At 29.8% G+C, this 20,681-nt stretch carries 16 protein-coding genes and 2 tRNA genes; 10 read left to right on the top strand and 8 right to left on the bottom strand.

Going from position 1 to position 20,681, the window contains the following annotated elements; translation table 11 throughout:
* Nucleotides 1–117: 117 nt before the first annotated feature.
* Both JEY78_RS14345 and JEY78_RS14340 read right to left on the bottom strand, forming a co-directional pair.
* A complete protein-coding gene (locus JEY78_RS14345; protein WP_291852860.1) occupies nt 118–927 on the bottom strand; it encodes a bifunctional 2-polyprenyl-6-hydroxyphenol methylase/3-demethylubiquinol 3-O-methyltransferase UbiG in 810 nt (269 codons plus the stop codon).
* A gap of 7 nt (nt 928–934) precedes the next feature.
* Nucleotides 935–1,786, bottom strand: coding sequence for a hypothetical protein (locus JEY78_RS14340; RefSeq protein ID WP_291852858.1), 852 nt, complete (start codon nt 1,784–1,786; stop codon nt 935–937).
* A gap of 138 nt (nt 1,787–1,924) precedes the next feature.
* On the opposite strand from JEY78_RS14340, the gene gcvP reads away from it, so the two are divergent.
* From gcvP to JEY78_RS14325, 3 genes are all read left to right on the top strand, one after another.
* Nucleotides 1,925–4,771: an aminomethyl-transferring glycine dehydrogenase gene (gene gcvP / locus JEY78_RS14335; protein ID WP_291852856.1), complete on the top strand. Its 2,847-nt coding sequence runs from the start codon at nt 1,925–1,927 to the stop codon at nt 4,769–4,771.
* Nucleotides 4,772–5,134: 363 nt separating this feature from the next.
* Entirely contained in the window at nt 5,135–6,127 is a 993-nt protein-coding gene (gene pdhA, locus JEY78_RS14330; protein ID WP_291852854.1) for a pyruvate dehydrogenase (acetyl-transferring) E1 component subunit alpha, read from the top strand.
* Entirely contained in the window at nt 6,128–7,396 is a 1,269-nt protein-coding gene (locus JEY78_RS14325) for a pyruvate dehydrogenase complex dihydrolipoamide acetyltransferase (RefSeq protein ID WP_291852851.1), read from the top strand.
* Between the two features lie 428 nt (nt 7,397–7,824).
* Here JEY78_RS14325 and JEY78_RS14320 read toward each other — a convergent pair whose 3' ends face one another.
* Complete coding sequence (locus JEY78_RS14320; RefSeq protein ID WP_090228404.1) at nt 7,825–8,076, bottom strand: type B 50S ribosomal protein L31; 252 nt, start codon at nt 8,074–8,076, stop codon at nt 7,825–7,827.
* Nucleotides 8,077–8,197: 121 nt separating this feature from the next.
* On the opposite strand from JEY78_RS14320, the gene JEY78_RS14315 reads away from it, so the two are divergent.
* Genes JEY78_RS14315 through JEY78_RS14290 form a run of 6 tightly spaced genes read left to right on the top strand, consistent with a single transcriptional unit; the run spans nt 8,198 to nt 14,579 of the window.
* On the top strand, nt 8,198–9,232 hold the full coding sequence (locus JEY78_RS14315) for a glutaminyl-peptide cyclotransferase (protein WP_291852845.1): 1,035 nt from the start codon (nt 8,198–8,200) through the stop codon (nt 9,230–9,232).
* 40 nt (nt 9,233–9,272) lie between these two features.
* Nucleotides 9,273–10,796: a hypothetical protein gene (locus JEY78_RS14310; protein ID WP_291852842.1), complete on the top strand. Its 1,524-nt coding sequence runs from the start codon at nt 9,273–9,275 to the stop codon at nt 10,794–10,796.
* 2 nt (nt 10,797–10,798) lie between these two features.
* The gene (locus JEY78_RS14305) at nt 10,799–11,479 is read left to right on the top strand and encodes an SDR family oxidoreductase (RefSeq protein WP_291852839.1); all 681 of its coding nucleotides are present in this window, start codon (nt 10,799–10,801) and stop codon (nt 11,477–11,479) included.
* Between the two features lie 3 nt (nt 11,480–11,482).
* Nucleotides 11,483–12,067, top strand: a complete 585-nt coding sequence (locus tag JEY78_RS14300; protein ID WP_291852837.1) for a SprT-like domain-containing protein — start codon at nt 11,483–11,485, stop codon at nt 12,065–12,067.
* 10 nt (nt 12,068–12,077) lie between these two features.
* Nucleotides 12,078–13,154, top strand: coding sequence for a mannose-1-phosphate guanylyltransferase (locus tag JEY78_RS14295; RefSeq protein ID WP_291852834.1), 1,077 nt, complete (start codon nt 12,078–12,080; stop codon nt 13,152–13,154).
* Nucleotides 13,155–13,166: 12 nt separating this feature from the next.
* On the top strand, nt 13,167–14,579 hold the full coding sequence (locus JEY78_RS14290; RefSeq protein ID WP_291852832.1) for a DUF389 domain-containing protein: 1,413 nt from the start codon (nt 13,167–13,169) through the stop codon (nt 14,577–14,579).
* On the opposite strand, the gene JEY78_RS14285 is transcribed toward JEY78_RS14290, so the two are convergent.
* From JEY78_RS14285 to JEY78_RS14265, 5 genes are all read right to left on the bottom strand, one after another.
* Nucleotides 14,576–16,984 (bottom strand): TonB-dependent receptor, encoded by a 2,409-nt coding sequence (locus JEY78_RS14285; protein ID WP_291852830.1) that lies wholly within the window; start codon nt 16,982–16,984, stop codon nt 14,576–14,578. The genes JEY78_RS14290 and JEY78_RS14285 overlap by 4 nt on opposite strands.
* A 120-nt stretch (nt 16,985–17,104) precedes the next feature.
* Nucleotides 17,105–17,185 (bottom strand) — tRNA-Tyr (locus tag JEY78_RS14280).
* Nucleotides 17,186–17,232: 47 nt separating this feature from the next.
* Nucleotides 17,233–17,305: transfer RNA gene (locus JEY78_RS14275), tRNA-Lys, on the bottom strand.
* 62 nt (nt 17,306–17,367) lie between these two features.
* Complete coding sequence (locus JEY78_RS14270) at nt 17,368–18,135, bottom strand: ABC transporter ATP-binding protein (RefSeq protein ID WP_291852827.1); 768 nt, start codon at nt 18,133–18,135, stop codon at nt 17,368–17,370.
* A complete protein-coding gene (locus JEY78_RS14265) occupies nt 18,135–18,875 on the bottom strand; it encodes an ABC transporter permease (protein WP_291852824.1) in 741 nt (246 codons plus the stop codon). Before JEY78_RS14265 ends, JEY78_RS14270 begins: the two co-directional genes overlap by 1 nt.
* Before the next feature lie 123 nt (nt 18,876–18,998).
* On the opposite strand from JEY78_RS14265, the gene pafA reads away from it, so the two are divergent.
* Complete coding sequence (pafA, locus tag JEY78_RS14260) at nt 18,999–20,678, top strand: alkaline phosphatase PafA (protein WP_291852822.1); 1,680 nt, start codon at nt 18,999–19,001, stop codon at nt 20,676–20,678.
* Nucleotides 20,679–20,681 lie beyond the last annotated feature (3 nt).

Genomic DNA, 20,681 nt, shown 5'->3' with positions numbered 1-20,681 from the left:
GGTACGCTTCTTAAGCGGTTTCTCTGAATAATACATAATAAGTTGATTTTGTGTCAACTTATTTTAGGACGGGACAACATAAAAAATAAAAAAGGCTTCCAAATTTGGAAGCCTTTTTTATTTTTTAGTTGCTTTAATTGAGTACAACAACGGAAACAATCTTTGGTTTTCTTTTAAAACATACATACCATCATCCGTTTTATCCATTTCTGGAAAACTATTGTATGGTGATTTTTCAAATTCGTGTAAAAATTCAATGTGCAATCCTGCATTTGAAAGTGCAGAAACTACTTCACCCAAACCGTGGTTCCAACCGTATTCTTTACTAATTATATCCGCATCATTATTGGTGTAAGTTCCTTTATGCTCTTCATAAATAACTTCATTTGTTTTGTAAGGATAAACTAATTTTGGAGGCGATTCTAAATAGGTAAACATCCAAACAATTGGGTGAAACTCTATTAAATAGAAAAAGCCACCATTCTTAAGTTTACTTGCAATTATTTCTCCCCAAGTTTTTAAATCTGGCAACCAGCCAACAACTCCATACGAAGCAAAAACAATATCAAATTCACCTTCAACATTTTTAGGCACATCATATAAATTACTTTCAATAAATGTGGCATCTAAACCTAATTTAATATTCAAAGATTTCGCTTTTTCAATTCCTTCATTAGACAAATCTATTCCTGTACATTTGGCTCCTAACCTAGTTAAACTCAATGTATCTTGCCCAAAATGACATTGTAAATGAAGTAGTGATTTTCCCCTAACATCCCCAATTTCACTTAACTCATAGGTGTTTAAAGATGTTTTTCCTTTTAAAAAAGCATCTACATCGTAAAATTCTGATGCAGCATGTATGCTTACTTTTTTATTCCAAGTATCTTTATTTACCTCAAAATATTTCTTAAAATCACTATTCATTATTATTTTATTTAAAATTATCAAAAAAATATATTACTAAAATCAACCAATATATAGGGATAGATTCTACCCAAAAACCAGCATAATATCTTGATTTATTTTCAGAAGAAAACCATAAAAATATTGCTGTTATTAAAGCTATAATTACCCAAATAATTATTGTTGAAGTTTCAAATATCATCTTACAAAACTCCAAGCCAATTGTAAATAACAATAATACCATTCCAATTATTTTAGAAACTTTAATGCCTAAAACTTGTGGCAAGGTTTTCAATGAATCACTATCGCTCTTAACATCTCTAATATCAAAAGGTATTATTATTACTATTAACAGTGCAAACCTTTGAATAAATTCAATAAAAATATCAAAAGTAATATTCATTTTTGCTTCATATATTGGAAAAAATACTGAAATTCCTGCCCAAGCAAAAGCAATACTAAATATTTTAACTGAAGGAAAATTTCTAAAGGAAATTTCAATATTTTTCAATTTAAAAATAGGAATTACATAAAAAAATGTCATAAATGAAAACGGAATTAATATAAGTAACCCTTTTATATTAAAACTTGTAAAAAAGGTAATTCCAATTAATGCAATTATTGCAATTATATTTAAAATAACTAATTCAATTTTATGTCGAAAAAACCAATCTTTTAGCCAAAGTAACCTATTCGTCTTTAGTTCGTAAAATCTAATAAAATTATACGATATTATGATTGAAAATAATACAAATAAAGGTGTAAAACTTTCTTGAATTCCGTATTTTAAAACAGTGATTTCAGTGATACAAAAACCTGCAACAGCCACATGAATATTGCTGAAAATATAAAAATCAACTATCTTTTTTAAAAATTGCATGTTACAAATGTAAGTTTTTGTTAATATACTCAATTTTTTGGTTAACAAAATATTATAAAATGTATTTATGATAACGATTTCGTTCTATAAAATTCAGTATTTTTGTGCACGTTTAATAACACAATTTAAATCATATAAATGAAAACAGATTCATTCGTTTTAAGGCATGTAGGTCCTCGTGAAAATGAGGTAAGTGAAATGATTAAAACAATTGGAGTTTCTTCTGTCGCAGAATTAATTGACAAAACAATTCCTTCAGACATCCGATTGAAAAACAATTTAAATTTACCAAAAGCAATGAGTGAATATGAGTATATATATCATATTCAAGAACTTGCAAATAAAAATAAACTATTTAAAAATTATATAGGTTTAGGCTATCATCCAACAATTGTTCCAGGTGTAATTCAACGTAACATACTAGAAAATCCGGGGTGGTACACCGCTTACACTCCTTATCAAGCAGAAATTGCTCAAGGTCGTTTAGAAGCATTATTAAACTTCCAAACCATGGTTAGTGAATTAACTGGAATGGAATTAGCAAACGCCTCTTTATTAGATGAAGGAACTGCGGCAGCCGAAGCCATGATAATGTTGTTAAACAATAGAACCCGAGAGCAAAAAAAGATAAATGCTGTTCAGTTTTTTGTTTCAGATGAAATTTTACCTCAAACTATTGATGTCATAAAAACTAGAGCTATTCCTTTAGGAATAGAATTGATTTTTGGAAAACATGATACGTTTCAATTTACTGAAAAAGTATACGGTGCAATTGTACAATATCCTGCTAAAAGCGGTCAAGTTTTTGACTATACAACTTTTGTTGAAAAAGCAAAAGTTGTGGATGCTAAAATTGCAGTTGCTGCAGACTTATTAAGCTTGGCTATATTAACTCCTCCTGGTGAATGGGGAGCTGATGTTGTTGTAGGAACCACACAACGCTTTGGAATTCCTATGGGTTATGGAGGTCCACACGCTGCATATTTTGCTACAAAAGAGGAATATAAAAGAACTATTCCTGGCAGAATTATTGGAGTTACAGTTGATAAAGATGGAAACCGTGCGTTGCGTATGGCTTTACAAACACGCGAACAACATATTAAAAGAGAAAAAGCAACCTCAAACATTTGTACTGCTCAAGTTTTATTAGCTGTTATGGCAGGTATGTATGGAGTTTATCACGGTCAAAAAGGGTTGATTTATATTGCTAATAAAATTCAAAATTTAACTGCAACTTTAAATAATGGACTTCAACGATTAAAAATAAAACAATTAAATTGTGTATATTTTGACACTTTAAGTATTGAAGTTTCTGATGCAAATAATGTAAAGAAAATTGCAGAAAAAAATGGTGTAAATTTTTATTACCCTACAAATAAAGTAGTTAATATTTCTATTAATGAGACTTCTGGTTTAGAAGATATAAATACAATTTTAGAAATTTTAGCTGAAGCCGAAGGAAAAAAAACAGTTATATTTGATACTCAAATTGAAAATACTATTCCTACAAATTCAATAAGAACATCTGATTTTATGACCAATGAAGTTTTTGAAAAATACCATTCAGAAACAGAATTGATGCGTTATATCAAAAAATTAGAGCGAAAAGATTTATCCTTAAATCACTCTATGATTTCTCTAGGTTCTTGTACCATGAAATTAAATGCAGCAACAGAAATGCTACCTTTAAGTTGGCCAAATTGGGGAGTTATGCATCCTTTTGTTCCAATCGAACAAGCACAAGGCTACCAAGAGGTTTTTAAAGAAACAGAAGCTGCTTTAAATGAAATTACAGGTTTTTACGCTACTTCATTACAGCCAAATTCTGGTGCACAAGGTGAATATACAGGTTTAATGGTTATAAAAGCATTCCACGATTCTCAAAATAATCATCATAGAAATATTTGTTTAATTCCTGCTTCAGCACACGGAACCAATCCTGCTTCAGCAGTAATGGCTGGTATGGAAGTAATAGTAACTAAATCTACTGATGAAGGAAATATTGATGTAGATGATTTAAGAGAAAAAGCTGAATTGCATAAAGATAATTTGGCAGCTTTAATGGTTACGTATCCATCAACTCACGGAGTTTTTGAAAGTACCATAAAAGAAATTACAGAAATTATTCATGAAAGAGGTGGGCAAGTGTATATGGATGGCGCAAATATGAATGCCCAAGTGGGATTAACAAACCCAGCAACAATTGGTGCAGATGTTTGTCATTTAAATCTTCATAAAACTTTTGCCATTCCGCATGGTGGAGGTGGTCCTGGAGTTGGTCCTATTTGTGTAGCTAAACATTTAGCACCTTTTTTACCATCTAATCCAATAATTCCAACTGGTGGAGAAAATGCTATTACTGCTGTTTCCTCGGCTCCTTGGGGTTCTGCATTGGTTATTCTAATCTCGTACGGATATATAAAAATGTTAGGCACAAATGGCTTAAAACAAGCTACAATTAATGCTATTTTAAATGCAAACTATATTAAAGCGCGTTTAGAAAAAGAATACAAAATTTTATATAGTGGTGAAAACGGATTTGCAGCCCATGAAATGATTGTTGACTTTAGAGAATTTAAAGCTAAAGGTATTGAAGTTACCGATGTTGCAAAACGTTTAATGGATTATGGTTACCATGCGCCAACAGTTTCATTTCCTGTTGCTGGTACTTTAATGATTGAACCTACCGAAAGTGAAAACAAGGCTGAACTAGATCGTTTTTGTACTGCTTTATTAAGTATTAAAAATGAAATAGACACAATGGAAGATGGTGATACAAACTCACCCTTAAAAAACGCTCCTCACACTCAGGAAATGTTAACTTCTGATAATTGGGAGTTACCATATTCAAGAGAAAAAGCTGCTTTTCCATTGCCATATATTAAAGAAAATAAATTTTGGCCTTCTGTTAGAAGAGTGGATGACGCTTATGGTGATCGTAATTTAATATGCTCTTGTAATCCTATTGAAGATTATATGAATTAAAAGTTCTATAAAAAATAATTAAATTAAATAAGGCCTTTAAGAAATCATCTTAAAGGCCTTTTCTAATTTTTAACTTCAATAAAAGTAATAATATTTTCGTCCCCACAACGGTAGTATATTATTGTATACTCTTTTATAACATTTGAAATTAGAACCTATTAACTATAATAAATTAAAGGTATAGTCGTCCCTAAACTGTAGTATAAACTTTAATTATTAGCAATTATAACCAACAGATATTCAAAAATATTAAATTTTTTTCACACAAAAACACTTTATGTAAAAAAAAACAGTTGATATTTTTTAAATATATAGCAATATAGTACTTTTGCAGACGAATTAAAAACTAATCTTTTTTAATAAATGAAAAAAATAACAAAAGAAACCTACATCAACTGGTATAAGGATATGCTTTTTTGGAGGAAATTTGAAGACAAATTGGCGGCCTTATATATCCAACAAAAAGTTAGAGGATTTCTACATTTATATAATGGACAAGAAGCCGTGTTAGCTGGTGCATTGCACGTTATGGGTAAAAATGACAAAATGATTACAGCGTACCGTAATCACGTTCAACCAATTGGTTTAGGCGTTGATCCTAAAAGAATTATGGCTGAATTATTAGGGAAAGATACTGGTACTTCTCGAGGAATGGGTGGATCAATGCATATATTTTCTCCTGAACACAACTTTTATGGAGGACATGGTATTGTTGGAGGTCAAATTCCATTAGGTGCTGGTTTAGCTTTTGCAGATAAATATTTTAATAGAGATGGTGTAACATTAACCTATTTTGGGGATGGTGCTGCTAGACAAGGTTCTTTACACGAAACTTTTAACATGGCAATTAACTGGAAATTACCAGTAGTATTCATTTGTGAAAATAATGGTTACGCAATGGGAACATCTGTAAAAAGAACTTCTAACCATGAAGATATTTGGAAGCTTGGTTTAGGGTACGAAATGCCTTGTGGGCCTGTTGATGGTATGAATCCTGTTAAAGTTGCAGAAGCCATGGAAGAAGCAATTGAAAGAGCTCGTAGAGGAGATGGACCAACGTTATTAGATATTAAAACATACAGATATAGAGGACACTCCATGAGTGATGCTCAACACTATAGAACCAAAGATGAAGTTGATGAATACAAAAAAATTGATCCAATTTCACAGGTTTTAAAAATTATAAAAGATAAAAAATATGCAACTGATGCCGAAGTGAAAGCTTGGGATAATGAAGTAAAAAATAAAGTTGAAGAATGTCAAAAATTCGCTGAAGAATCTCCATTCCCAGACAAACAACTTTTATATGATATAGTATACGATCAAGAAGATTATCCGTTTTTAAAACATAGATAAATGGCAGAAATAATTACAATGCCACGTTTAAGTGATACAATGACTGAAGGAGTTGTAGCACAGTGGTTAAAAAAAGTAGGTGACAAAATTTCAGAAGGCGATATATTAGCCGAAATTGAAACAGATAAAGCCACCATGGAATTTGAATCTTTTAATGAAGGTACATTACTTTTTATCGGTTTAAAAGACGGTGAAAGTGCCCCTGTAGATTCATTGTTAGCAATTATTGGCGAAGAAGGCGAAGATATTGATTCCTTAATAAAAGGTTTTAAGGTTGAAGGCGCTAAAAGCAATACTTCTGAACCAAAAAAAGAAACTAAAGTTGAAAATCCAGCTCCTTTAGTAAAGGAAACTGTTGTTGATATTAAAGCCTCAGCCCCATTTGCAGCTCCTGCTCCATTAGCAAATACTACAGGAAGAATTGTAGCATCTCCATTAGCTAAAAAAATAGCTGAAGATAAAGGAATTAATATTGCAAATGTTCCTGGTTCTGGTGAAAATGGTAGAGTTATAAAAAGAGACATTGAAAATTATGTTCCTGTTGTTGCAAGTGCAACTAACTCAATGCCTGCTATAGCTTTAGGTGAAGAAAGTTTTGAAGAAATTTCAAACTCTCAAATGCGCAAAACTATTGCTAAAAGATTAGGTGAATCTAAATTCACCGCTCCACATTATTATTTAATGTTGGAGATCCATATGGATAGCGCAATGGAAAGCCGTAGAGTTATAAATGAATTACCTGATACAAAGGTTTCATTTAACGACATGGTTGTAAAAGCGTGTGCAATGGCATTGAAAAAACATCCACAAGTAAACTCACAATGGTTTGATGATAAAATTAGAATTAACCACCACGTTAATATTGGTGTTGCTGTTGCCGTTGAAGATGGTTTATTAGTACCTGTTATTCCTTTTACAGATCAAAAGAGTTTAACTCAAATTGGAGTTGAAGTGAAAGATAAAGCAGTTAAAGCTAAAACCAAAAAGTTAACTCCTGCTGAAATGCAAGGAAGTACTTTTACTGTTTCTAACTTAGGTATGTTTGGTATTTCAGAATTTACTTCTATTATTAATCAACCTAACTCAGCAATTTTATCAGTTGGTGCAATTATTCAAAAGCCAGTTGTAAAAAACGGTGAAATTGTTGTTGGAAATACAATGAAAGTAACTCTAGCTTGTGATCATAGAACTGTTGATGGTGCTACTGGTGCAGCATTTTTACAAACGTTGAAAAATTATATAGAAAATCCTGTTACAATGTTAGCGTAACATTTTTATACCTATTTAAAAAGCCTATTATTTAAACATAATAGGCTTTTTTTATACATTTAAACTGAGTTTTATTGGTTTTATTTGTTTGTTTGCACACTTCGCCTAACGCTCAAGACAATGAAGCTATAGAGAATTTTTAGTTAAAAAAGAGGTTTCGAATGCGCTAAACTTGACAACTTTACTACACTATATTTTTGATAAAACATAACTACCGACCTCTAGCATTCTATAAACTTTTGAGTTGTTTTTAAATATCCAACAAAGCTATATTGAAAAACTACGTATTTAAAGCGTTAAGGATTGAAGCAAGCTACCGTGTAGCGCATAAAGCCTGACCCGCAGGGTAACGCCCAAATAGTAAAGCGTATAAAAAAACCTTCAAAAGATTTGAAGGTTTTAAATATTTTTAAATTATAGAAATCTAACTATTTTTTGAATTTAGCATATTTAGATTTGAACTTATCAATACGTCCTGCAGTGTCAATTAACTTAGACTTACCTGTGTAAAATGGATGTGATGTTCTTGAAATCTCTAATTTTACTAAAGGATACTCAACACCATCTACATCTAGAGTTTCCTTTGTATTCACTGTAGAACGAGTCAAAAACACGTCTTCATTAGACATATCTTTAAATGCTACTAATCTATAATTTTCTGGGTGTATACCTTTTTTCATCGTGAACTCGTTTTAAATCTATTTTTATTTTTCAGACTGCAAATTTAACTATATTTTTGAAACTTCAAACAAATTATTTATTTTATTTACATAAATATTCTATTAATCTATGTTTAAAGCTATGTTATACAGATCAATTCTAGGAATTTTCATTATTTCACTACTAATTTCCTGTAAAAGTGAGTACAAATTTATACTAAATTCTCCAACTAAAATTCAAATTAACGAAGAATTAACCTTCTCGGTGACTGAAAAAGAGAACAAACCAATTGATTCTGTTCAATTTTCAATTGATAATATTAAAATTAAAGGAAATAGTAATTCCGCTTCTACAGCAATTAAAAACTTTAAATTAGGTAAACATACCATAACTGCTGTTCTATTTTTTGAAAATAAAACAGAAAAAGTAACAAGTACCATTTATTTTATGGCTGATACCGCACCAGAAATTTATACTTTTAAAATAATAAATACGTATCCACACGATAAAAACGCGTATACACAAGGATTAGAATATTATAATGGTTATTTATATGAAGGAACTGGTAGAAAAGGAACCTCATCTATTAGAAAAGTAGAATTAACAACCGGAAAAGTTGTACAACAAGAAGATTTAGATGCAGCATATTTTGGTGAAGGAATTACTATTTTTAACAATCAATTACACCAATTAACTTGGCAAGATGGTATTGGAATTGTTTATAATTTAGAAACTTTTAAAAAAGAAAAAGAATTTAAATATACTAAAAGTAGAGAAGGTTGGGGATTAACCCATAATGGAGAAAAACTAATTAAATCTGATGGAACGGAACGTATTTGGTTTTTAAATCCGGAAACACATATTGAAGAAAGTTTTATAGAAGCCTATACAAATCAACAAAAAGTTGAAAAACTAAATGAACTAGAATATGTAAATGCTAAAATTTACGCAAACATTTGGCAAAAAAATTCTATTTTAATTGTTGACCCAACATCTGGTAAAGTTTTAGGAGTTGCTGATTTAAATGGTTTAAAAGAGGAAGTTTTAAAAACGCAACAATTAGAAGATCAAGATGAAGTATTAAATGGCATTGCTTTTGACAAGGAAAACAACAGACTTTTTGTAACTGGTAAAAATTGGGGTAAATTATTTGAGATTGAATTGATAAAAAAATAATTGTAAATAATTTATTTTTAAATTTACAGAAAACTAATAAATGCGCTATTTATCGTTATTTCTAATTGCTATACTAATTTTAATTACTAGTTCTTGTAGAAAAGATTTTTCTTCAGAATTTAGTACTGGTAAATTACAGTTTTCAAAAGATACTGTATTTTTAGATACCGTTTTTACTAATATAGGTTCTAGCACCTATAATTTAAAAGTATATAATAAAAGTAATAACGCCATTAATATTCCATCAGTAAAATTGGGAAGAGGAGAAAACTCAATGTATCGTTTAAATATTGATGGAAAACCTGGTAAAGTATTTGAAAATATTGAAATTTTAGCGAAAGACAGTATTTATATTTTTATTGAAACAACCATTAATTATAACACCGTAACAAACCCTATTTATACCGATTCTATTGTTTTTGATAGCGACAGTTATTTACAAGATGTTAAATTGGTTACTTTGGTTAAAGATGCGTACTTTCTATTTCCTTCAAAAAATTCCCAAGGAATAATTGAAACTATTAAAATTGGCGTTGATGGAACTGGTGAAAACATGAATGTAAATGGCTTCTATTTAAATGAAAACACCACATTTACCAACGAAAAACCTTACGTAATATATGGTTATTGCGCTGTGCCATCTGCAAAAATTTTAACTATTGAAGCTGGTGCAAACATATTTTTTCATTCAAATTCTGGACTTATAATTTCTAAAAATGCCACTTTAAATATTGAAGGCGAATTAAGCAATGAAGTAATTATTGAAGGTGACAGACTAGAACCACAGTTTAGTAACATTCCCGGTCAATGGGGCGCCATATGGTTACGCGCTGGAAGCAAAAATAATTCTATAAAAAATACTATTATAAAAAATGCTTCGGTTGGTATTATTTCAGACTCTATTGGAAGTGCCTCCTCTCCTACTTTAACAATTAAAAACACACAAATTTATAACAGTGCTAACTTTGGAATTTTAGGTAGAGAAACCAATATTAATGGTGAAAATTTAGTAATAAACAATAGTGGTCAATCCTCTTTAGCATGCACTATTGGTGGAATCTATAATTTTACACACTCAACATTTGCAAATTTTTGGAATAATAGTTTTAGAGAATTTCCAACAGTTATCATAAATAATTATTATACTTATTCAGATAACAACAATCAAATTATAGTTGCAAAAGATTTATTTGATGCAAATTTTACAAATTGTATTATTGACGGAAGTAATAACATTGAATTAATAATTGATAAAGCTGAAGGTGCTGCTTTTAATTTTTCATTTAAAAATAACTTGCTAAAATTTAACGATTATAACAACAACTATGCTGAAGTAGCTGAATACGATTTTACAAATACAACGTATTATCAAGACAATATTTTAAATGGCAATTCTCATTTTAAAGCAACACAAAATAACCAATTAATAATTGGTGAAACATCTGATGCCATTGGGAAAGCAAATTTACAAGGCGCACAATTGGTTCCAAAAGATATTTTAGGAATTTTAAGATCATCTCCGGCAGATATTGGTGCTTACCAACATATAACTTTTGACAACTAACAATGAAAAATATAATTATTACAGGAACAAGTAGAGGAATTGGGTTTGAATTGGCTCAACTTTTTGCAAAAAATAATTACAACGTTTTAGCTATTTCTAGAAACGTTCAGCCTTTAGAAAAACTGAATTTAAAAAATATAAATACTTTATCAGTAGATTTATCTAACGAAAACGATTTTAAAAAAGTAACTGATTTTGTTTCAAAAAACTGGCAAAAAGTGGATGTTTTAATTCATAATGCTGGAAAATTAATAAACAAACCTTTTAGTAAACTTTCATCAAAAGATTTTTTTGAAGTTTATAATGTAAATGTTTTTGCTGTAGCTGAATTAACACGTGTTTTAATTCCATATTTATCAAAAGGAAGTCATGTAGTCACAATTAGTAGTATTGGGGGCGTGCAAGGAAGCATGAAGTTTCCTGGTTTAGCAGCCTATAGCTCATCAAAAGGTGCTGTAATTACACTTTCTGAATTACTTGCCGAAGAATACAAAGAACATGAAATTTCGTTTAATGTATTAGCCTTAGGTGCCGTTCAAACAGAAATGCTAGAAGAAGCATTTCCTGGTTATAAAGCCCCAATTTCAGCTGAAGAAATGGCAGATTATGTTTTTAATTTCGCTTTAACTGGCAACAAATTTTATAACGGTAAAATATTGGAAGTTTCTTCAACTACGCCATAATTTATGATACAAAAACTTTCAAAATATATTCCAAAAAACGCTATAAATTTAGTTGAAGAAATTTTAGAAGAGCATCATATTAAAATTAAAATAGTTAATAAAAGAACCAGTAAACATGGTGATTTTAAAAGGTTTCCAAATGGGTCTTTTCAAATAACTATAAATAATAGCTTAAATGAATATCAATTTTTACTAACTTTAATTCATGAAATTGCTCATTTTGTAACCTATAAGCAAAGTAAAAGAGTGAAACCTCATGGAATAGAGTGGAAACGTAATTTTCAACATTTAATGTTGCCTTTTGTGCAACCAACAATTTATCCTGAATCGGTTTTACCCTTTTTAGCCAATTATTTAAAAAATCCAAAAGCGAGCACCGGATCTGATGTAAAATTAACATATGCCTTAAAACAATATGATGAATTGTCTGGAAAGAATTTTATCTTTGAACTAAATGAAGGTAGTTTTTTTAGTTTTAATGGTAAAACATATAAAAAAGGAAGTACAAGAAGAACCCGAATTGAATGTTTAGAAACAAGTAGTAATAAAATTTACCTATTTAATCAAAACGCAGAAGTAGAAATTTAATACAAAATCTATGAATAAAAATTATTATGCTGTTATTATGGCCGGTGGTATTGGGTCTCGTTTTTGGCCTATGAGTACAAAACAATATCCAAAACAATTTCATGATATTTTAGGAACAGGAAGTTCTTTAATTCAACAAACATGCAAAAGGTTTGAAAAAATAATTCCATCAGATAATATTTTAATTGCCACAAATAAAGATTACCAAGCTTTGGTACAAAAACATTTACCAAATATTCCAGTAGGTAATATTTTACTAGAACCAGCTATGCGTAATACCGCTCCATGTATTTTATATAGTGCATTGAAAATTTACGATCAAAATCCGGATGGAATTATGATTGTAGCACCTTCTGATCATTTAATTGAAAATGAGACTGCTTTTATAAATAATATTGAAACTTCCCTAAACTTTTGTTCTAATAATGACGTTTTAGTTACCTTAGGAATAAAACCTACATTTCCAAATACAGGTTATGGCTACATAAAATATGTTAATTCTGAAAAAAATATTAAACAAGTTGATTCATTTACTGAAAAACCTAATTTAGAAAAAGCAAATGAATTTTTTAATGATGGAAGATACCTTTGGAATGCAGGAATATTTGTTTGGAGTGTAAAAGCTATTATCAAACAATTTCAACTTAATTTACCCAAAATGTTTGCGCTTTTTAATTCAGGAAATAGTGATTACAACACTACTAATGAAGCTAATTTTATAAATTCAATTTATGAAACTTCTGAAAATATTTCAATAGATTTTGGAATTATGGAAAAAGCAACCAACGTTTTTGTTATACCAGCTACATTTAATTGGAATGATTTGGGAACATGGCTATCGCTCTATGAAAATTTAGACAAAGATGAAAGCGAAAATGCAACGGTTGGAGGACAAGTAATTTACAATAATTCCAACAATAATATGGTAAGAACGCAAACTCATAAAAAGGTTGTAATTGAAGGCTTAAGTGACTTTATAGTTATAGAAGAAAATGATGTTTTATTAATTTGTCCAAAAAGTAAAGAGCAGGAAATTAAAGAAATTAGAAACCAAGTAAAAAATAAATTTGGTAATGATTTTGTTTAAAAACAACTAGAAATGGAAATTACTAATAACTCAGAAAAAGAACAGGGAAATTTACCACCTGTTAATAATACAGACATACTTAAAAGCATTAAATTATTTTTACATGATATTTTAGATATTAGAAAAGATACAAATGCTAAAGGTACCATTGAAGATATTAAAGGAAATATCTCCATGAAAGGTCATACTGCTTGGGTGTTGGTTTTTTCAATTTTAATTGCATCAATAGGATTAAATGTTAGCTCTACTGCTGTTGTAATTGGAGCTATGTTAATTTCGCCTTTAATGGGTCCAATTTTAGGTGTTGGACTATCTATTGGAATTAATGATTTAGATACTTTAAAACGTTCCTTAATAAATTTAGGCGTTATGGTATCTTTAAGCTTAGCTACTTCATTTTTATTCTTTTTAATTCCTTTATTTAGAAATGAAACACCTGAATTATTAGCAAGAACCGCGCCGGACGTTCGTGATGTTTTTATTGCAATGGCAGGTGGTTTGGCATTAATTATAGCTTTAAGTAGAAGAAGCCAACAAACAAATACCATAGCTGGTGTTGCAATTGCTACAGCCTTAATGCCTCCTTTATGTACCGCCGGATATGGATTAGCAGTAGCAAATTTAAGTTACTTTGCTGGCGCTATGTTTTTGTTTACCATAAATACCATTTTTATTGCCTTAGCAACTTTTGTAATTGTTAAGTTTTTAAAATTTCCAATGGTAAAATATATTAATTCTGAAAAAAGAAAAAGAGTTTCTAGAATAGCTTCTTTTGTAGCATTATTAGTGTTTGCAGGTAGTATTTTTATGTTTTTTAACTTATATAAAGAAAATAGATTTAAACAGCACGCCCAAGATCTTATTAATGATATAAAGAAAAGTGGCATTAGTATCATTGATGAAGTTGCTGAAAATATTAATTACTCAGAAAAAAGTATTCAGGTTTTTATTTATGGGAATAAACTATCTCCTGATGAAATAGAAAAATGGAAATCTAAATTACCAGATTACAACCTAGATGGCACTCAACTTATTTTAAAACAAGGAGTTGACGACTCTGATTTAAGACATGAAGTAAAAAACTTAACCGATCTTTATAGTCAAAATCAAAAAATAATTTCATCTAGAGATGAATCCATCAAAGAAAAAGAAGAAAAAATACAACTTTTAGAAACAGAACTCTCTAAATATTACAAATCACAAATTCCTTTTATTCAAATAAGTGAAGAAGCTAAGGCTAATTATAACGGATTAAAACAAATTAGTTATGGTAACATTATACAAACTAACTTTAATAAAATAGATACATTAACCGTTTTTAACACCCAATGGTACGATTCTATTCCAAAATCTAAGGAACAACACGTTTTGTTAAAAAAATGGCTTAAAATCCGATTAAATAAAGATAATATTCAGGTAAATTAAAAATCTATTATCACTCCAAAACGAGGTAAAACAGTTCCTGAAGAATTATCAATTTCTTCTAAAACATATTTTGAACTATCATTTGCATCAATAATTCTAGTTCCATTTGCATCAACAGATGGAATTAAATAGGATTGTTGTGTGCTTTCACTTCCATAAATATTTTGAATATCAAAATAAAAATTCAACGAAAAATGCTCCCAATACCACGTTTTATCAACTCTAACATCTAGCTGATGATAATTGCTATAACGTTCCGTATTTAATGCATTGTAATTTAAAATTCCACTGTTTGAAATATTATAATTTTCAATAGTTGATGATGCAGCCAAATCATATGGTGTAAATGGACTTCCTCCCACAAAACGAAACTTACCTCCTATTTCCCAATTTTTCTGTAATTTTTTTCCTCCAGTAATTGTTAATAAGTGCTTATTATCCCAAGATGAAGGAATACAACTGTCGTTTTTATCTTTAAATTCACTAACAACAAACGTGTAAGAAACTAAACCATACAAACCATTATACGATTTTTTTTGAGCAAAAATTTCAAAACCATAAGATCTTCCTTTTGAAGTTGAAGTAACTTCTTCATTCCCAATAACACCAAAATCTGAACCTAAATTTGCCAAACTTATTTGATCTCTCAAAGAAAATGGATAGTTGTTATAAGATTTATAAAATCCTTCTAATGAGATTCTTGCATCTTGCGAAGGTTTCAATTCTAAACCTGTAACCAAATGTTTGGCATTTATATATTTTAAATTATTATTTTTATTAACCAACGTGTTTGACGCTTCTCTATAACCCAAAATTGTGTAGGCAGGAAGTTGATTGTAACTACCCGCAGAAGCATTTAACAACAATTTAGAAGATAATTCATAAGATAATGAAATTCTTGGTGAAAACTGATTAAAAATATTCTTCATTTCATCATTGTAATCAATGCCATCAAACCGAACTCCAAATGATGTTCCTAATTTTGAATTTAAATGTTTTTTTGAAATTTGTCCAAACAAACTGTATTTCATCAACGACAAATCAGAAGAAAAATCAATTTCTGATACACCATTTGAATTGGCTATTTTCTGAAAAGTGGCATTACTATATGCTGCATTTTGCAACCCAACACCCATATTAATTTTATAACTATTTTTAGAATTTATGGTGTTTTCAAACCTTATTTTATTTTCTGTTTCTCTAGATTTATAATTCAATAATAAATCACTTGCATTTGCGGTGTTGTTAAAATACTTTTTAGCATTGTTTTCCCATTCATTTCTACTAATCACCAACTGTTGTGTAGAATTTTCAGAAAAGTGCTTGTAAGATGCTCCAACGGTGTAATTCCATTGTTCCTGCACTGGAATAGTACTTAAAATATAATTGTTTCGTTTAATCACATCAATATCCGTAACATCGTTATTAACAGATTTGTTTAATTTAAATTTATCAATAGCGCCTAAACCAATAAGGCTAATTTCACTTTTTGACGATAATTGATGCTTTACTTTAAATTGAAAATCATTATAAGTGGGTAAAAAAGGCAATTTTATCAACTTAAATAAAAATTGTAAATACGATTGACGCGCAGAAACTATAAATGTTGTTTTATCATTTATCGGTCCATCTAACGTAATACCAGCATCCGATGTTCCCAAAGTTGCTCTTGTATTTAATTTATCTGGATTTCCATCTTTTTGCGTAAATTCAATTATGGAACTTAATGCATTTCCTTTATTCGCTTGAAAAGAACTTGTGTAAAAATCTACATTACGAATTAAATCGGCGTTCATAATCCCAACGGGACCTCCGGTTGAACCTTGTGTTTGAAAATGATTTATAACAGGAACTTCAATTCCATCTAAATAAAATTTATTTTCAACTGGTGAACCTCCACGAATAATAATATCATTTCTAAATCCTGGGTTTGAAGCTACTCCTGGCAACGATTGAATCACTTTTAAAACATCTCTATTTCCACCAGGATTTCTTTCAATTTCTGCAATACCTAAAGATTGTTTAGATAATGGAGTTTCAATAGTTTTTCTAAAGGGACTACTTACAATGGTAACTTCGTTTAAAACCTCGTTATTTTGAGTTAATTCAATTATAATAAATGGTGTTTTTTCATTTGTTACTAAATAATCTTCAGAATACGCTGTTAAATACCCTAAATAAGAAACTTGTATAGAATTATACCCTAAAGGTATTTTACTCACCTCAAACTCTCCATTTTCATTAGAAACCGACCCTATAGTTGTTCCTGTAACCAACACATTAACATATGGCAATACTTCTCTTGTTTTAGCATCTATTATTTTCCCTTTTATGATTCCTGAATTTTGAGAAAACATTATAGTAAAGAAAAACACAAAAATTAAAGGTAGATATTTTTTTATCATAACATATTTTATTCTAATACTGCAAATATAATTATTTTGTTTAACTTTTTAACTTTTTAGTTGAACATTTTAATTTTATATATAAAAAAAACCTCAAACATAAAATGTTTGAGGTTTTAGTGGTGAGAGAAGGATTCGAACCTTCGAAGCTTGCGCAGCAGATTTACAGTCTGCCCTCGTTGGCCACTTGAGTATCTCACCGCTTTAAAAAATTAAAAAACTTCTCTAATATTTTGAGAAGTTTTTTGTGACCGGGCTGGGGCTCGAACCCAGGACCACCTCCTTAAAAGGGAGGTGCTCTACCAACTGAGCTACCAGGTCATTCTTTTCCTTTTTAGCGGCTGCAAATATAAGGGTATATTTTAAAAAAACAAACAACTTTGCTATTTAGTTTCATTTAAATATGCTTCTCTAACTTTCTTAAATAAATTTGAAGAATATACAAAGTTCACAATTGCTTCATTTTCAGTTTTAAAGATCTCTTTATTTGTCCCTTCCCACGCTTTTACACCATTTTTTAAAAAAACAATTTTTTCTCCAATTTCCATCACAGAATTCATATCATGTGAATTAATAATGGTAATTATTTGATATTCTTGTGTAATTTCTTGTATTAAATTATCTATTACGGTTGCAGTATTTGGATCAAGTCCTGAGTTTGGTTCATCACAAAATAAATATTTTGGATTCATAACAATTGCTCTTGCAATGGCTACACGTTTTTGCATTCCTCCTGATAATTCTGCTGGAAACTTTTTATTTGCATCGGTTAAATTAACCCGTTTTAAAACAAAATTAACACGATCTAACATTTCAGTCATGGGTTGATCGGCAAACATTTTTAATGGAAACATAATATTTTCTTCAACAGTTAAAGAATCGTATAATGCACCTCCCTGAAATACCATTCCAATTTCTTGGCGTAATTGTCGTTGCGTTTTAATATCAAGTTCGGTATGTTTTCTTCCATCAAAAGAAATAATGCCACTATCTGGCTTATGCAAACCCAATAAACACTTTAAAAAAACGGTTTTACCTGATCCACTTTGACCAATTATCATGTTTGTTTTGCCTTTTTCAAAAGAGGTTGAAATTCCTTTTAAAACTGGCGCTCCATTAAATTCTTTATATAAATCGGTAACTTCAATCATTATCCTAAAAGCATTTGAGTTAAGAAATAGTTCAATAAAATAATTACAACACTTGTCCAAACTACCGCTTGCGTGCTTGCTCTACCAACTTCTAACGAACCACCTTTTACATAATAGCCGTGATATGCTGGAATTGTTGCAATTACAAAGGCAAATACCAAGGTTTTAGTTAAGGCGTATTTTACAAAATACGGATTAAAATCTAATTGAATTCCGTAAATATAATCTTCTGTATAAAATAAATCCGTTAAAATTCCAGCAACATAGCCACCAAAAATACCCAAAAACATAGCTAACGAAATTAGTAAAGGATAAAAAAACAAGGTGGCAATAATTTTAGGTAATACTAAATAGTTTAAAGAGTTAATCCCCATAACTTCTAAAGCATCTATTTGCTCTGTAACACGCATTGTTCCAATACTTGAAGAAATATACGAACCTACTTTACCAGCCAAAATCACACACATAAAAGTTGGCGCAAACTCTAAAATCATGGAGCGCTTTGTTGCAAAACCAATTAAATATTTTGGTATAAAAGGACTGTCTACGTTTAAAGCTGTTTGTATAGCAACAACACCACCAACAAAAAAAGATATAAAAGTAATAATCCCGAGAGACTTCAAACCTAAATCTTCAATTTCTCGAAATAGCATTTCTCTAAAAACAGACCATTTCTGAGGTTTTTTAAAAACCTGTTTTAGCATTAAAAAATATTTACCAATATGCTCTAAATAGTTCATTCAATTTCTTTTTGGCTAAAATATTAAATTAATGTAAGGTAGCTTCTTTTTGTAACATAAAATTCATTGAAAGGTTAAAAAAATAGTACTTTTGAATTCTTATTATTCAACAATTCTTTTAAAATGAAGAAAATTTTATTACTACTACTTGTAGCTATCAGCTTAACCCAATGTATTGCAGTTAAATCAAAAAAAACAACTATTGTATCCAATGAAAAAACGGTAACATCTGAAGTTGATTTTAAACGACCTAAACTAATGGTTGGAGTAGTTGTAGACCAAATGCGCTATGATTATTTGATTAAATTTTACAATAAATATGGCGAAAACGGTTTTAAAAAATTGATGAGAAATGGCTATAACTTAGAAAATGTTCATTATAACTACATTCCAACTTATACAGCCGTTGGCCACACTTCAATTTATACAGGAACTACACCTACCAACCACGGAATAATTTCAAATAATTGGTATGATAAGTATGAAAAAAAATCTATTTATTGTGTTGATGATGATAGATATGAAACTGTTGGTGCAAAAACCGGTGGAAAAAAATCGCCCTATAGAATGCTTACCACTACAATCACCGACCAATTGCGTTTGGCCCAAAATATGAAAGGAAAATCTATTGGAATTTCCATAAAAGATAGATCTGCAATTTTACCGGCTGGCCATACAGCAAATGCTGCGTATTGGTTTGAAGGTGGTAATGAAGGTAAATTTATTTCAAGTACTTTTTACATGAATGAATTACCAAAATGGGTAACTGATTTTAACAACAACGGAAAAGCAAATGATTATTTAAATCAAACTTGGAATACCTATTATGATATAAATTCATATACAGAAACTTTACCAGACAACAACAATTACGAAGGTTTATTTAACGGAAAGGAAACACCAACATTCCCATATAATCTTACTGAATTAAGACAGAAAAATGATAATTATAATTTGCTAAAAGCTATTCCTTTTGGAAACTCAATAGTTACAGATTTTGCTGAAGCAACAATTATTGGCGAAAATTTAGGAAACAGTAATTTTACTGATTTTTTAGCCATCAGCTATTCAAGTACAGATTATGTTGGACATCAATTTGGGGTTGATGCAAAAGAACTTGAAGACACTTATATTAGAATGGATAAAGAAATTGAACGTTTATTATCAATTTTAGACAATAAAGTAGGGATAAATAATTACACCTTATTTTTAACTGCAGATCACGCTGCTGTTGAAGTACCCGCGTATTTAAATTCATTAAAAATTCCTGGCGGATATTTTGATTATGATGAGTTTAAAACAACTCTTAAAAAAATTGCTCTAGATAACTTTAAGTCTGAAGAAATAATTGAAAACGTCTCCAATTATCAAATATATTTAAACAAGGAAAAACTAAAAGAATTAAAACTTGATGCAAACTATGTATCTCAAGTAATTGCCGATGAAATAATAAACATAATGAATGTTTACAAAACGGTCACTGGACACACCTTACAAACCACAAATTTTGATTTAGGAGTTTTACAAACTTTACAAAATGGCTACAATCAAAAGTTTTCTGGCGATATTCTTTTTGTTCCAAATCCATCAACTATAACTTATGACAAAACAGGAACAACACATGGTTCTGGCTATAGTTATGATACTCATGTGCCTTTAATTTTTTATGGCAGTGGAATTAAAAAAGGTCAATCATATAATTATTATCCTATAATTGATATTGCACCTACAATTACCAGTTTTCTTAAAATTACCCAAGCTAATGGCAATTCAGGAAAACCAATTGTGGAAGTTTTAGAATAAAAA

The sequence above is a fragment of the Lutibacter sp. genome (assembly GCF_016342705.1).
GTDB lineage: Bacteria > Bacteroidota > Bacteroidia > Flavobacteriales > Flavobacteriaceae > Lutibacter.
This window is presented reverse-complemented; position numbering and strand designations above follow the sequence as displayed.